We start from the raw sequence: 14,594 nt of genomic DNA on the forward strand, positions 1-14,594 counted from the left end.
GCGCGCAATGGAATAATAAGCGCAGAACCCAGTTTACAATCTTGTGAGAGGGAGCACTGGTATGGGGTTTCTTTCCCATCAAGGTAGATGATGTCGTTTTGTTCCATCGAGGTGAGTGTGCTTTGCGATGAAATCGGCGTGTTCGGAATATGATGTTCATCGCCAATGCCGACGAACGCGAGGATTTTCTCTCGATCGGTAATCGCCACAGCACCAACATTGGYTTCTTCGTAAACGATACGCACGATTTTTTGTGCGTTATCGGAATTAAACCCACCATGCAGAATACCTACCGAACGTTCGGCGATGGTTAAAGCGCGGCGCGAGAACGTAGCAGAATATTTTTCGAAGATGGTTTTACGGTCTTGGATGATACTCATGAACAACGCTGCGCCAACAGAGTTTGCGATGATCATTGGCGCAGCAATATCGGAAACTAATGCATAGGACTGCTCGAACGGTTTTGCGACTGCGAGCAAGATGATCATCTGAATGATTTCTGCAAATAGAGTGACAGAAAAGACAACTAACGGGTTAAATAGTTGGCTGGCTTTGTTTTTTCGAACGAGATAGACATGTAATAAACCACCGATCAAACCTTCTGCGGTGGTCGATATAGCACAAGCTAAATCCGTGAATCCACCCAAAGAGTAGCGATGGATACCGCCAGTAAAACCGACGGCAAAGCCGACAACAGGGCCTCCAAATAGGCCACCCATTACCGCACCCATCGCACGTGTGTTGGCTATCGCATCATTAATCTGCAACCCAAAATAGGTGCCCATAATACAAAATAGGGAAAATAGAACGTAGCAGCTGATCTTATGACTTAAGCGCGAAGATATACTCAACAAAGGGAGAATCAGGGGCGTTTTACTTAGCATGTAAGCAATCACTAAGTAGACGCAGGTTTGTTGAAGTAAAGAGAGAATCAGTTCCATATATTCACCTATTGTGGGACTTATCTAGTGTAAGCGTATTTGTGGCGATAGGCAGCAGGTTACGAGTTTAATTAGCGATATATTAGATATACAAAACCCATCATTAAGATGGGTTTTGGTCTTTTTTATTTAAGGACTCTCTTTCGGTGAAGAGTCGATAGCTACGCGGTTTCAGTGGTAGCTTTAGGTTCTTTTTTATTTTCGTCAGCTAGGTCGATATCGCCTTTGCCTTTTGAAATCTTGATAACGTAAGCCGCAATACCGAATGCACTCACCACACCGATGATGGTTGAGATTTGCATTGGCAGACCGAAGCCTAACTGGCTGTTGTTCAGAATGAATGTGATACACACAGACGTCATGAAGATAGCTGGAACCGTTGTTACCCAGTGCTGCTTGTTGTGGCGAAGCAGGTACGCCGAAGCAGTCCACAGCATCATTACTGCTGTTGATTGGTTAGCAAAACCGAAGTAGCGCCAGATGATACCGAAATCTACCTGAGTCAGGATGCCACCAAGAACGAATAACGGTAGCGCCATTAGTAGTCGGTTACGTAGCGTTTTCTGTTCCATGTTGAAGTATTCAGCAAGGATAAGACGGCTTGAACGGAACGCTGTGTCACCAGAAGTGATAGGTAGGATAACCACGCCAAGGAAAGCAAGGATACCGCCAAATACACCCAGTAGGCCAAATGAAGCGCTGTATACCACGTTACCTGGGCCGCCGTTTGCAATCGCGTCAGATAGAGATTCAACTGAACCGAAGAACGATAGCGCAAGTGCACACCAGATTAGAGCGATGATACCTTCACCAATCATTGCGCCGTAGAATACGAAGCGACCGTTCTTCTCGTTTTCCATACAACGAGCCATCAAAGGAGACTGGGTTGCGTGGAAGCCAGAGATAGCACCACATGCGATAGTGATGAATAGGGCAGGCCAAAGTGGTAGATCATTCGGGTTCATGTTGGTGAACATGTCGCTCATCTCAAAACCACCCATGATTTGGTGTTCGTCAGATAGACCAATCGCAGTGATTAGGCCAACAGACATAAAGATAAGTAGTGCACCGAACAGTGGGTAGAAGCGACCAATGATTTTATCGACAGGGACAATCGTTGCGATGATGTAGTAAGCAAAGATGATAACAACCATCGTTGTTGCAGACATCGCGAAATCAGTTTGGTCGTTCACTAGGTTAGTGATCATGCCGGCAGGAGCAGAAACGAATACCACACCAACTAGAAGCAGTAGGACAATGGCAAAGATGTTCATAAAGTGTTTTGCGCCATTGCCTAGGTAACGTCCAGTGATGGTTGGAACCGAAGCACCGCCATTACGGATAGATAACATACCTGAGAAGTAGTCGTGTACTGCACCTGCGAAGATACAACCTAGTACAATCCAAAGCATTGCTGCTGGGCCGTAAAGGGCACCCATGATAGGGCCGAAGATTGGACCGACACCTGCAATGTTAAGCAGTTGAACTAGGTAAACCTTTGGCGTCGACATTGGAACGTAGTCCACGCCGTCTTGCTTGGTATGCGCTGGGGTTTGACGCTTTTCATTGATACCGAAGATCTTCTCGATAAAGGCACCGTAAATAAAGTAGCCACCAATGAGTGCTGCGACGCAGGTAAGAAACCACATCATAATTTGTTATCCCTGAATGTATTAATTAAGTCAGGGTGGATACTAAAATAGAGAAAAGAAAGCATCATCCACTTCTAGGTTAAGTGGTCGAATAGCAAATTAAGTGGCCTAAATGGCAATTAAGTGGTTTTAGCTGATTGTCAGTGGTCTCAAGCGTAAAGGTTAGTGGTTATTTGGGCACTTTAGTGGCAACCTAGCTATGTAAATAAACTAAGGGACTGAAATGAAAAGAATAACAACAGCTGTTCTCGTGCTTGCTGCCTTATCTGGGTGTAGTGCAAGTGTTCAAGATTTAGCACAACAGGGAGATTGGCTAGAAATTGGTTACCGTGATGGCGTTAAAGGCAATAGTCAACGTACATACAAAGAAATGACGAGTCTTGGTACAGTCGATCAGGCAAGTTATGACACTGGCTATCAACAGGGTGTTGAAGAATATTGTGACCCTAACCATGCATATCAAATTGGTCTATCTGGGCAATATTACGAAGGCGTGTGCGCTGGTTTTGAAGATGCTCAAATATTTCGTATGGAATGGCAGCGCGGTTGGGATACCTACAACAACTAGATATAAGTCAGTTGGTAACAGAGTCCATCTATATTAGATTTCAAAAATGGGCTCGATAATTCGAGCCCATTTTTTATTACTCATTATTGATTAGACTCTACTGCTTTGCGTAGGAAGCCAGACTGTTTAGATAGTTGCTTCTTCGCAGTCACGACATCAAGACCCGATAGGATCATCAAGATCGCTAGTTTTACGTCATAACTGGTTTCTTCTAAAGTTGAGGTCGCTAAAGCTAAATCGCATTCAGTGGCTTGCATAACGATACGGGCAGCTCGAGCRACCAGCTTTTTGTTGGTGGCTTTTACATCAACCATTAAGTTTTGGTAGCTTTTACCGATACGGATCATGCTGGCGGTTGTCAGCATATTCAAAACGAGCTTTTGCGCAGTTCCTGACTTCAAACGAGTTGAGCCTGTTAAAGCTTCAGGCCCTACAACAGGGCTAATCGCTATTTGAGCAACTTCAGCAATAGGGGAGTCAGGGTTGCAAGATAATGCGACGCTGGTGGCTCCGATCTCATTAGCGTATTCAAGAGCGCCAATAACATAAGGAGTACGCCCGCTAGCAGCAATGCCGACCAATACATCCTGACTTGAAAAGTTAATGGCTTTGAGATCTTCCACACCAAGTGTAAATGAGTCTTCAGCTCCCTCTTTGGCTTTTAAAATGGCTTCAGGCCCACCAGCTATTAGTCCCACGACCATTTTGTCTGAGACGCCAAAAGTAGGAGGACATTCTGATGCGTCTAGTACGCCCAATCGACCGCTTGTTCCTGCTCCCATATAAATAAGGCGAGCGTTATTTTTGAATGCTTTTGTTATTTTATCGACCGCCAAAGCTATTTCCGGTAATACCTTTTCTACAGCAACCGGGACTTGAGCGTCTTGTTGATTCATACGCTCGACAATCTCGAGTGAGGATAGTAGGTCGATATCCATTGTTTCTGGGTTACGGCCTTCAGACACAAGGTGAGATAAAGCTGAAATGAGAGCGTCGTTAGTCATAAGTATCCTTTCTAAATTTTTATTGTTCGCCGTGCACAGCACCACGAAAATAGTTAATCGGCATAATACAGAACCCCGAGGGAGGCGAGTTTTGTGGCACCTGTAACCTCGGGTAAATTGCTCGGTAAATTATGCATTCTTCTCTGAGCTAACCATGCAAAGGCCATGGCTTCCATATTGTCACTGTCTACGCCTTTATCAGTAGTAGAAGATACGTCCCAGCTTGGTAATAGATGAGCAAGACGTGACATTAAGAATGAGTTTCTCACGCCCCCACCGCAGACAAGCAGCTCAGGTTTATCACCCTCACAGTACTGGTCTAGTTCATTAGCAATGGTTGTAGCCGTGAATTCACATAAGGTGCGCTGCACATCGACTTCGGTAACAGCAGGAAAGCTTAATAGAATATCTTCAAGCCAGGGTAAATTAAACAGTTCACGCCCTGTGCTTTTAGGTGGTTGTCGATTGAAATAGTTATCTTCGCATAATGCCCTAAGTAAGCGATCTATTACTTGGCCTTTCTGGGCAAATTGCCCGTCCTGGTCAAATCGCTTTCCAGTATGCTTATAAACCCAAGCGTCCATCAGCATATTGCCCGGGCCAGTGTCGTATCCCAGTACTTTTTGGTTGGGTCTAAGAACTGAGATATTGGAGATACCACCAATGTTGAGAACAACAATACTAGAAGAGTCTGCTTTAAAAACGGTATTGTGAAAAGCGGGTACCAACGGCGCTCCTTGTCCTCCCAGAGCCATATCTTTACGTCTAAAATCGGCTACAGTAGGGATTGAGGTCTTAGAGGCAATGATATTGGCATCACCAAGCTGCATTGTGAATGGGTGCTCTCCTAGAGGCTGGTGGAATACCGTTTGCCCATGATTACCAATCGCCACGATACTTTTTGCGCTGATATTGGATTCATCTAATAGATGTATAACAGCGTCGGCAAATAGATGACCGAGTTGATGATCTAATTCTCCTATGCTTTTAAGGTCAGTTTTCTGCCCGATACATATATCAAGAATATTCGTTTTCAATTCGGCAGGCATTGGGAAATCACATTGAGAAATCAGGCGTATCGAATCGCCAGAGATCTCCACTAACGCTGTATCTACTCCATCCAAACTGGTGCCTGACATCACACCGATATACAGCTCTGTATGATCCATTTCTAAACTATTTCGCTGCATTCCTAAACTCTTCCACTGATCGGTTTAAAAACATTGTAATGCAAAATCAAAGAGAATAATCTCGATAACTTAGCGAAAATATTGAGTAATTTTAGGGGTATATAATGGGACCGTTGTGGGTAGATGTTGCTGGCTATGAGCTTTCGGCTGAAGATAAAGAAATTCTGGAGCATCCAACTGTCGGTGGGTTCATCCTCTTTTCTAGAAATTACCATGATAGTAAGCAGCTTGCTGCGTTGAATAAAGAAATACGTAAAGTAGCTAAACGACCAATTTTGATTGGTGTCGATCAAGAAGGGGGTCGAGTTCAGCGGTTTCGTGAAGGCTTTTCAATTATCCCTGCTGCCCAAGAGTTTGCTCAACATAGCAAGGGTGAACAATTAGCAGAACAGGCAGGCTGGTTAATGGCAGCCGAACTTATTGCACATGATATTGATCTTAGTTTTGCTCCTGTTCTTGATAAAGGTCATGACTGTAAAGCTATTGGTAACCGATCATTTGGTGAAGATATCGAAACCATTGTCCGTCATAGCACCGCTTATATGAAAGGAATGAAGTCTGTTGGCATGTCTACAACCGGAAAGCACTTCCCTGGTCATGGTGGCGTAATCGCTGATTCCCATCTAGAGACTCCATTTGATGAACGTAGCAATATATTTGAAACTGATATGGCAGTATTTAAAGCTCAAATAGAAGCAGGAATTTTAGATGCGATGATGCCGGCACACGTGGTATATCCGCATTACGATAAACACCCTGCGAGTGGCTCTCAATATTGGCTGCAAGATATTCTTCGTAATAAACTTGGCTTCCAAGGTTTGATTTTCTCTGATGATCTTACCATGGAAGGAGCGGCTATCATGGGAGGGCCTGCAGAGCGTTCACATACAGCATTAGCTGCAGGTTGTGACATGATATTGGTATGTAACCAACGAGATGCTCAAGTTGAAGTGTTAGATAACCTACCCATTTTAGAAGTACCGATTGCAGACTCTTTACTGAAACAGCAATCCTTCTCTTTATCTGAACTTCATTCCAGTGATAAGTGGAAACAATCATCACAATCGATGATGAGAATGTTAGAACAATAGAATAGGTTTGTTTTTGACCACTAATACAGTTAAAAGAGCCAATATCATTGATATGGCTCTTTTTTGTTATCACTTATAGTGCTTTCCCTTATATCTCGAGCTAAATCTTTAAAATAACACGGTGTAAGTTAAAGTTTACATCGAATGTTTTTTAATGTTTACACTTGCAATCGTTTCTGTAGCTGTTATTTTAGTTTTAAAGATTGATTAGCCCAAATGGATATCTGGGTGTAAAAATAAATATACAGGTTGAGTTATGCAGAAAAGTGAATTAAGCAATGTCAATATTATCGACGAACAGGTACTAATTACTCCTGAGGAGTTAAAAGCAAAACTGCCTTTGAGTGATAATGCTCGCCGTTTCATTCAAGAGTCTCGTGAAACCATCGCAAATATTATTCATAAGAAAGATCATCGCATGCTGATCGTATGTGGCCCATGTTCTATTCATGATATTGAAGCTGCGAAAGAGTACGCGAAGCGTCTAAAAGCCTTATCTGAGCAACTYAGCGATCAACTGTATATTGTTATGCGTGTTTACTTTGAAAAGCCTCGTACCACTGTTGGTTGGAAAGGTCTAATTAATGACCCTCACCTAGATGGTACTTTCGATATTGAGCATGGGTTACATGTAGGTCGTGAGCTACTTGTTGAACTTGCTGAAATGGAAATTCCATTAGCAACAGAAGCTCTTGATCCGATTAGCCCTCAGTATCTTGCAGATACATTCAGCTGGGCAGCGATTGGTGCTCGTACTACTGAATCACAGACTCACCGTGAAATGGCAAGTGGCTTGTCTATGCCGATTGGCTTCAAAAATGGCACTGACGGTAACTTAGGCACAGCAATCAACGCAATGCAGGCTGCTTCTTCTAGCCACCGTTTCATGGGTATTAGCCGTGAAGGTCAAGTTGCATTGTTAACGACTCAAGGTAACCCTAACGGCCACGTCATTCTTCGTGGTGGTAAACAAACTAACTACGACTCAGTTTCAGTGCATGAGTGTGAGCAAGAACTAGGTAAAGCGGGCTTAGATGCATCATTAATGGTGGATTGTAGCCATGCGAATTCACGTAAGGATTTCCGTCGTCAGCCACTCGTTGCTGAAGATGTCATTCACCAAGTACGCGAAGGTAACAAGTCAATCATAGGTTTAATGATTGAAAGCCACCTAAATGAAGGTAACCAACCTTCAGATATTCCTCTGAATAAGATGAAATACGGCGTTTCGATTACCGACGCATGTATCAATTGGGATTCAACTGAGGCACTATTAAAACATGCACATACAGAGCTAGTCCCATTTTTGGAAAACAGACTAAAGGACTAGTGTTGGCTTAAAAATAGCTGATACGTAAAGATTGGTAAGGAAGAATAATGGCCGTTGAGCTGAACGAATTACGCGACCAAATTGATGCAGTCGATAAACAAATGTTGGATTTACTTTCTCAGCGCTTAGCGTTAGTTGAGAAAGTGGGTGAAGTAAAAAGTGAACATGGTTTGCCGATTTACGCCCCAGATCGTGAAGCTGCAATGCTGGCTTCACGTCGCCAAGAAGCTGAGAAAAAGGGTATCCCACCTCAGTTGATTGAAGATATTTTACGTCGAACTATGCGTGAGTCTTATGCAAGCGAGAAAGATTCGGGTTTTAAGTGTTTAAACCCTGAATTGCGTTCAGTTGTCATTATCGGTGGTAACGGTCAACTTGGTGGTCTATTTGGCCGTATGTTCAAGTTGTCAGGCTACGAAGTTAAAGTGCTTGGTAGTAAAGACTGGGATCGTGCGGATGAAATTTTAGATAACGCAGGCTTAGTGGTTGTATCAGTACCTATTAACCTGACGAGCAATGTGATTGAGAAGCTTGGAAAACTACCAAGTGATTGCATTCTATGTGATTTGACGTCGATTAAGTCTAAACCGCTACAAGCGATGCTAGATATTCACCAAGGCCCTGTTGTTGGTCTACACCCAATGTTTGGCCCTGATGTCCCAAGCCTTGCTAAACAAGTCATTGTTTACAGTGATGGTCGTGGTGAAGATTCTTATCAGTGGCTGCTCAAGCAGTTTGGTATTTGGGGAGCAAGCCTGTGCCAAATGGATGCGAGTGAACATGACCATGGTATGACACTGATCCAGGCGCTGCGTCACTTTACTTCTTTTGCTTACGGTGTACATCTGAGTAAAGAGAACCCGAATATTGATCAACTTCTGAAGTTAAGCTCGCCAATTTACCGATTAGAAATAGCGATGGTTGGCCGATTGTTTGCCCAAGACCCAAACTTGTACGGTGATATCATTTTATCGTCAGACGAGAACATTGAGATGATTCGTCGATTCCACTCTTGTTTTGGTGAAGCTTTGAAAATCCTAGATAGCAAAGACAAAGCAACGTTTGTGCAAAGCTTTAATGAAGTGAGTAATTGGTTTGGCGATTATTCTCAGCAATTCTTGGATGAGAGCCAAAACTTGCTGAAGCAAGCAAATGATTCTATTCATCGTGCTTAAATGAATAAATTCAACTAATAAAAAAAGAGCAGCTTCTAGCTGCTCTTTTTTTATTGGAAGGAAAACGGCCTAGTTAGACGATAACCAATCAATTAGTGCTTAATGGCTGCTGCACATCTTCGCTAGAAACGGTTTCAATACTGGAGTCTGTGTAAGGAACATTCGTTAAGTTGATCTGTAGACGCACGACATTATCGATCAATTGGACTAATGGTCCCCATTTCACCTTTTTCTCTTTTTCAAAGACAKAGTTAAAGTTCTCCGGTGTCCAATCCATCAGGTATTGCGGGTTAAGAGAACGCCCTAAAAAGCGTACTTCATAATGAAGGTGTGGGCCGGTTGAGTTACCTGAGTTACCACAGGTCGCAATGACATCCCCTTTACTTACAAACTCACCACTACGTACTTTAAACTTCTGTAAGTGGGCATATGAGCTCATAAAACCAAATGAGTGGCGTAAGGTCATAAAGTTACCAAAGCCTTTCTTACTTGGTCTTACGGTTTCGATTACGCCATCCGCAGGCGCGAGTATCTCTTCACCACGCTTACAAGTTAAATCAATACCAGTATGAGTATGGCGTTTACCTGAAATAGGGTTGGTGCGGCGACCATAAGATGACGAAATTCGTTGGTATGCCATAGGGCTATCGTTAGGTATTAAGCGGAACATGGTTGCTCGTACCGCTGAATCTATCGCTGCTGCATCAATGCGTTCTTCTAAAGAAGAGTCGTTTGTGACTAAGTCTTCATTCGCAAGGCCGAGTACAGACTCTACGTCGTAGACACGTTTACCCAAAAGTTGAATCGTTCCTTCTTTCTCATCAAGCACTTGAGACAAAGAGTGGTTGGTATCAACTTGTTCTTGATACAAATATTCCAACTCTTTATTTTCATTGCTCATTTGCGCCAAAGCTTGTTGAAAGCTAGTTTGAGCTTTCTGCATGGTTTGTTGAGCCTGCTGCTTATTATCTAAGTGCAAGTAGATAGCACCGCCTAGCAGTAGGGGCGCTGAAAAGAGAGTAAGGGCAATTGCTGATACTGACTTTCTGCCAAGATGAAAGGTTTGCTTCCCTTGGCTTGAGGGAATCGTAATGGAAACTTTATGGGACATACTAACTAATTTTTTGGTGTGACAGATCCGCTGTCTACAGAGTCAATTTATTCATCACCTAAATCAGATAAATACTCTAGCTCACGATGGAGAAGACTATCATCACCGACATTGAGTTCAACCAAGCGTTTTAAATGACTAATACTATCAATATCTAAATGCTCTATTCGCAAGCGCATTGAGGTATTGTTAGTGGAAATAATCGATGCTTCTAGCTGTATTTCAATATCACTTTCATAGAGCGCAAAGCTCACAGTGATAGGTAAAGATTCATTCAGTTTTGAGCAACTATCACATTGTAATAGCACACCATGTAAGGATAAATCTTGAACCGAACTTTCGAGTTCAAGTGTACCTTGAGTTATTTTTGCCGGAACCTGATAAAGGATGCGCGAAAAACGGCGTCTTTCTACCATGATTACTTCTCTCTTATTGGTTAATAAGTTAAAGAATGGTGGCTCATAAACTATATAAGGCCGCTGATTTTAGCGGCCTTTGGTTTAAATACAAGCAATATTACTTTGCGATACGCTTATATTTGATACGGTGAGGCTCAGCCGCTTGAGCACCAAGAGTCTTTTTCAACCACTCGCTGTACTCAGTATAGTTGCCTTCGTAGAAGTTAACCTGACCTTCATCACGGTAATCTAGAATATGTGTCGCAATACGGTCCAAGAACCAACGGTCATGCGAGATAACCATTGCACAGCCAGGGAACTCAAGTAGCGCTTCTTCAAGTGCACGTAGTGTTTCAACATCAAGGTCATTGGTTGGTTCATCGAGTAGCAGTACGTTACCGCCTGCTTTTAGCAGTTTCGCTAGGTGAACACGGTTACGTTCACCACCAGAAAGCTGACCGATGATTTTCTGTTGGTCGTTGCCTTTGAAGTTGAAGCGAGAGCAGTATGCACGTGCAGGGATTTCGAAGTTGTTGATCTTAATGATATCAGCGCCTTCAGAGATCTCTTGGAACACTGTCTTGGTGTCGTCCATGCTGTCACGGAACTGATCAACAGACGCAAGCTTAACTGTTTCGCCTAGTTCAACTGAACCTGAATCTGGCTGTTCAGCGCCACTTAGCATCTTGAATAGTGTCGATTTACCCGCACCGTTGGCACCCACGATACCCACGATAGCACCTTTAGGCATGCTGAATGATAGGTCGTCGATAAGAACGCGGTCACCAAATGACTTAGTTAGGTTCTTAACTTCAAGTACCTTATCACCTAAACGCTCACCTGGCGGGATGAACAGTTCGTTGGTTTCGTTACGCTTCTGGTATTGGCCAGTCGTTAGTTCTTCAAAACGAGCCATACGAGCTTTAGATTTCGCTTGACGACCTTTAGGATTCTGACGAACCCACTCAAGCTCTTTCTCGATAGTCTTTTGACGTGCGCTTTCGCCTGATTTTTCTTGTTTCAGACGCTCATCTTTCTGTTCTAGCCAAGATGTGTAGTTACCTTCCCATGGAATACCTTCACCACGGTCAAGTTCTAGAATCCAGCCAGCAGCGTTGTCTAGGAAGTAACGGTCGTGGGTAATAGCCACAACTGTACCGCTGTAATCAACTAGGAAGTGCTCAAGCCATGCAACTGATTCTGCATCCAAGTGGTTGGTTGGTTCATCAAGAAGCAGCATATCTGGCTTTTCAAGAAGTAAACGACAGATAGCAACACGACGGCGCTCACCACCAGATAGGAATTCGATTTTTGCATCCCATTCAGGAAGACGAAGAGCATCAGCAGCACGCTCTAGCGCTGTCTCTAGGTTGTGGCCATCTTTCGCTTGAATCAGTGCTTCAAGCTCGCCTTGTTCTTTAGCAAGAGCATCGAAATCTGCATCTGGTTCTGCGTAAGCTGCGTATACAGCATCGATACGCTTTAGTGCGTCAGCAACATCAGAAACAGCTTCTTCTACGATTTCACGAACTGTTTTTGATTCGTCTAGTACAGGCTCTTGCGGTAGGTAACCGACTTTAAGGCCTTGTTGTGCACGAGCTTCACCATCAATATCAGTATCAATACCAGCCATGATACGTAGTAGGGTAGATTTACCTGAACCATTTAGACCCAAAACACCGATTTTAGCGCCTGGAAAAAAGCTAAGAGAAATGTCTTTAAGAATTTGACGCTTAGGTGGCACAGTCTTGCTCACCCGAGACATGGTATATACGTATTCAGCCATTGCCGATCGATCCTAATTATTGTTCAAAATTATGAGGTATTTTATACCAATATTGGACGATTTGTTACTACTAGACGGGATATTCATTTTTGAGCGCTATAACGAAAACACAAAGTGGGAATAAGTAAGGTTGATGGCGTATATGTGTAGCACCTTTTGTTAAATTATTAATATTTACATTCAAACTCTTTACATTCGCAGCGATATTTGACGTTAATAGGTGACTAAACGCATTTAAACAGGCCCCGAAGGATAGAGCGCATGTTTTCTCAATTTTTTAGACCCAAATTCGTCGCAATTTCATCAGCAGTACTTTCGACGCTATTCGCCACCCACACTGTTAGTGCAAGTACCGTATCTGAACTCGAGAAGCAGCGCACGGCTTACGAAAAAGCACAAGACATCCTAGATGGAAGAGATCTTCTAGCCTACAAGGCAATCCGTCCTCAAATTGAAGATTATTCTCTGACTCCTTATACGGATTACCGAGCTTTTTTATTGGAGCTGCCCAATCAGTCTCCACAGCAAGTAAACCAATTCATTGATAATCATTTTAACTTTCCTTTCTCTCATCGTGTGCGTGCACCTTACTTATCTGAGTTGGAAAAGCAGGAACGTTGGGGAGCTATTCTTGAGTTTCAGTCAAAAGAACCTGTTGGTGAAGAGTACCAATGCATTTATTACCGGGCACATCTAGAGCAAGGTAATGCTGATATTGCTTTCAAAGGTGCTGATAAACTGTGGTTAAGCGGCAGTGGGATTGCAGATCAATGTGATCCATTATTTGAAGCATGGGATAAAGCTGGGCTGAGAACGGATGACGTGATTTTAGATCGTATGCTATTAGCATTTGATAACCGAAACGGAACGTTGATGAGCTATTTAATTAAGCAAATCGACAATGCTCAGACAAAGCAGAAAGCAACGGAGATGAAGGAGCTTTACCGCAACCCTGAGTCTGTTTTGACGTTTGCAAAGAAGAACAAAGCGACTGATTTTTATCGTTCTCAAACTGAATATGCTTTTGAAAAGTTAGCAAGAAAAGATGTATCTCAAGCTCAATCAAAGTATGAAGCGGTTGTTAAAGCTCAAAACTTTAGCTCAGAAAAAGCACAAGAATTAGCTGAGTATTTAGCTTTTCGTTTGATCAATACCGACGATGAGGATCTTGCTCAGTGGCGTGATGAAGTGTTGGAGCGTTCTTCTAGGCAAGTGCTAGTGGAGCGTCGTATTCGTTTAGCTATTCAATATGCTGATTGGGCGGAAGTAACCCGTTGGATTGCTTTGCTCGATGAAGAGCATCAAGCGTCTTTACGTTGGCAGTATTGGCTCGGTAGGGCTGAGGTTGAATCTGGTAACGAAAAGGCAGGCTATAAACGCTTGCAAGCCATAACGGGGGAGAGAAACTTTTATAGCGTTGCAGCGGCTAAAGAAGTGAAACAGTCGATCAAGTATTCGACCTCAACGGTTAGTTTTGATCGTAGCTTAGTTAAACCGTATCTAGTGGACCTCCATAGAATAGATGAGTTGATTACTCTAGATAAAATTGCTGCAGCTAAAAGTGAATGGCGTTGGTTATTAAAGCGTGCCAGCAGAGAAGAACAATCGATGCTGGCTGCTTATGCGGCTGAAAAAAATTGGAACCACTTAACGGTTACCGCCAGTATTACGGCAAAAATGTGGGATAACATTTCTTTACGCTTCCCTGTCGCGCACCAATGGTGGTTTAAATTTTATGCTGAAAAGCATGACATCGACCCAATCACTCTATTGTCACTGGCTAGACAGGAGAGTGCTTTAGATAGTGAAGCTCGCTCACCAGTTGGTGCTAGGGGAATAATGCAGATCATGCCCACTACTGCTAAATACACGGCGAAAAAGTATAAGATTCCTTATCAAGGAAGCGATGAGCTATACGAAGTAGGAAAAAATATTGAGATCGGTAGTCACTACCTTGATGGCTTGTTAACTCAGTATGACAACAATCGTATTTTTGCTTTTGCCGCTTACAACGCTGGGCCAAACCGGGTTAAACGCTGGCGTGAAAGAACCGCAGGAAAACTGGATGCGTACGCATTTATTGAAGCGATCCCATTTAAAGAAACCCGCGGCTATGTGCAAAATATCTTAATGTTTGAAACGTATTACCGAGATTTGATGGGGGTTGACGGGGCTTTTTTACGTCAGTATGAAGCTGAGACCAAGTACTAAAGTCGATAGGTTGGATCATCAAATTACATAGAGCACCCAAATATAAATCGAGATGTTTGGGTGTTCTATTTTTGAAGTAGATACTTGGAAGCAATTTTAAGTATACAATGGCAATAAAAGTGGGACAGTAAGCGTAG

12 protein-coding genes are annotated in these 14,594 nt (G+C 43.0%); 5 read left to right on the plus strand and 7 right to left on the minus strand.

The features are described 5' to 3' along the window. Together L4C33_RS13045 and L4C33_RS13050 are read right to left on the minus strand one after the other, a co-directional pair. The coding region (locus L4C33_RS13045) for a LytS/YhcK type 5TM receptor domain-containing protein (RefSeq protein ID WP_428812862.1) at positions 1 to 941 on the minus strand (941 nt) is incomplete at its 3' end. Between the two features lie 161 nt (positions 942 to 1,102). Continuing rightward, positions 1,103 to 2,593 (minus strand): carbon starvation CstA family protein, encoded by a 1,491-nt coding sequence (locus L4C33_RS13050; RefSeq protein WP_428812863.1) that lies wholly within the window; start codon positions 2,591 to 2,593, stop codon positions 1,103 to 1,105. A gap of 223 nt (positions 2,594 to 2,816) precedes the next feature. Between L4C33_RS13050 and L4C33_RS13055 the strand changes: the two genes are divergently transcribed. Then, entirely contained in the window at positions 2,817 to 3,161 is a 345-nt protein-coding gene (locus L4C33_RS13055; RefSeq protein ID WP_428812864.1) for a DUF2799 domain-containing protein, read from the plus strand. Between the two features lie 83 nt (positions 3,162 to 3,244). On the opposite strand, the gene murQ is transcribed toward L4C33_RS13055, so the two are convergent. Both murQ and L4C33_RS13065 read right to left on the minus strand, forming a co-directional pair. Beyond that, positions 3,245 to 4,165: an N-acetylmuramic acid 6-phosphate etherase gene (gene murQ / locus L4C33_RS13060; RefSeq protein WP_428812865.1), complete on the minus strand. Its 921-nt coding sequence runs from the start codon at positions 4,163 to 4,165 to the stop codon at positions 3,245 to 3,247. A gap of 53 nt (positions 4,166 to 4,218) precedes the next feature. After that, positions 4,219 to 5,334, minus strand: a complete 1,116-nt coding sequence (locus L4C33_RS13065) for an anhydro-N-acetylmuramic acid kinase (protein WP_428812873.1) — start codon at positions 5,332 to 5,334, stop codon at positions 4,219 to 4,221. A gap of 125 nt (positions 5,335 to 5,459) precedes the next feature. Here L4C33_RS13065 and nagZ point away from each other — a divergent pair, with 125 nt between their 5' ends. The 3 genes from nagZ (at position 5,460) to tyrA (ending at position 8,951) form a co-directional block, all read left to right on the plus strand. Next, positions 5,460 to 6,446: a beta-N-acetylhexosaminidase gene (gene nagZ / locus L4C33_RS13070; protein ID WP_428812866.1), complete on the plus strand. Its 987-nt coding sequence runs from the start codon at positions 5,460 to 5,462 to the stop codon at positions 6,444 to 6,446. Positions 6,447 to 6,702: 256 nt separating this feature from the next. After that, positions 6,703 to 7,776 carry a 3-deoxy-7-phosphoheptulonate synthase gene (locus L4C33_RS13075; protein ID WP_428812867.1) on the plus strand — a complete coding sequence of 358 codons (1,074 nt, stop codon included), beginning with the start codon at positions 6,703 to 6,705 and terminating at the stop codon, positions 7,774 to 7,776. 47 nt (positions 7,777 to 7,823) lie between these two features. Next, positions 7,824 to 8,951: a bifunctional chorismate mutase/prephenate dehydrogenase gene (gene tyrA, locus L4C33_RS13080; RefSeq protein WP_428812868.1), complete on the plus strand. Its 1,128-nt coding sequence runs from the start codon at positions 7,824 to 7,826 to the stop codon at positions 8,949 to 8,951. Positions 8,952 to 9,039: 88 nt separating this feature from the next. Here the strand turns inward: tyrA and L4C33_RS13085 are convergent, their stop codons facing one another. From L4C33_RS13085 to ettA, 3 genes are all read right to left on the minus strand, one after another. Next, complete coding sequence (locus L4C33_RS13085) at positions 9,040 to 10,062, minus strand: M23 family metallopeptidase (protein WP_428812869.1); 1,023 nt, start codon at positions 10,060 to 10,062, stop codon at positions 9,040 to 9,042. Positions 10,063 to 10,109: 47 nt separating this feature from the next. After that, positions 10,110 to 10,478, minus strand: a complete 369-nt coding sequence (locus L4C33_RS13090) for a PilZ domain-containing protein (protein WP_428812870.1) — start codon at positions 10,476 to 10,478, stop codon at positions 10,110 to 10,112. 100 nt (positions 10,479 to 10,578) lie between these two features. Further along, positions 10,579 to 12,246: an energy-dependent translational throttle protein EttA gene (gene ettA, locus L4C33_RS13095; RefSeq protein WP_428812871.1), complete on the minus strand. Its 1,668-nt coding sequence runs from the start codon at positions 12,244 to 12,246 to the stop codon at positions 10,579 to 10,581. Between the two features lie 261 nt (positions 12,247 to 12,507). Here ettA and sltY point away from each other — a divergent pair, with 261 nt between their 5' ends. After that, complete coding sequence (gene sltY / locus L4C33_RS13100) at positions 12,508 to 14,457, plus strand: murein transglycosylase (protein ID WP_428812872.1); 1,950 nt, start codon at positions 12,508 to 12,510, stop codon at positions 14,455 to 14,457. The last annotated feature ends 137 nt before the right edge of the window (positions 14,458 to 14,594 follow it).

Source organism: Vibrio makurazakiensis, assembly GCF_050337375.1.
GTDB lineage: Bacteria > Pseudomonadota > Gammaproteobacteria > Enterobacterales > Vibrionaceae > Vibrio > Vibrio makurazakiensis.

What these genes read in the sequence shown, in the direction of transcription:
- nagZ (WP_428812866.1), top strand. Translation starts at nt 5,460, where the DNA reads ATGGGACCGTTGTGGGTAGATGTTGCTGGCTATGAGCTTTCGGCTGAA.
- L4C33_RS13055 (WP_428812864.1), top strand. Translation starts at nt 2,817, where the DNA reads ATGAAAAGAATAACAACAGCTGTTCTCGTGCTTGCTGCCTTATCTGGG.
- L4C33_RS13090 (WP_428812870.1), bottom strand. Translation starts at nt 10,478, where the DNA reads ATGGTAGAAAGACGCCGTTTTTCGCGCATCCTTTATCAGGTTCCGGCA.
- tyrA (WP_428812868.1), top strand. Translation starts at nt 7,824, where the DNA reads ATGGCCGTTGAGCTGAACGAATTACGCGACCAAATTGATGCAGTCGAT.
- L4C33_RS13050 (WP_428812863.1), bottom strand. Translation starts at nt 2,593, where the DNA reads ATGATGTGGTTTCTTACCTGCGTCGCAGCACTCATTGGTGGCTACTTT.
- ettA (WP_428812871.1), bottom strand. Translation starts at nt 12,246, where the DNA reads ATGGCTGAATACGTATATACCATGTCTCGGGTGAGCAAGACTGTGCCA.
- sltY (WP_428812872.1), top strand. Translation starts at nt 12,508, where the DNA reads ATGTTTTCTCAATTTTTTAGACCCAAATTCGTCGCAATTTCATCAGCA.
- L4C33_RS13065 (WP_428812873.1), bottom strand. Translation starts at nt 5,334, where the DNA reads ATGGATCATACAGAGCTGTATATCGGTGTGATGTCAGGCACCAGTTTG.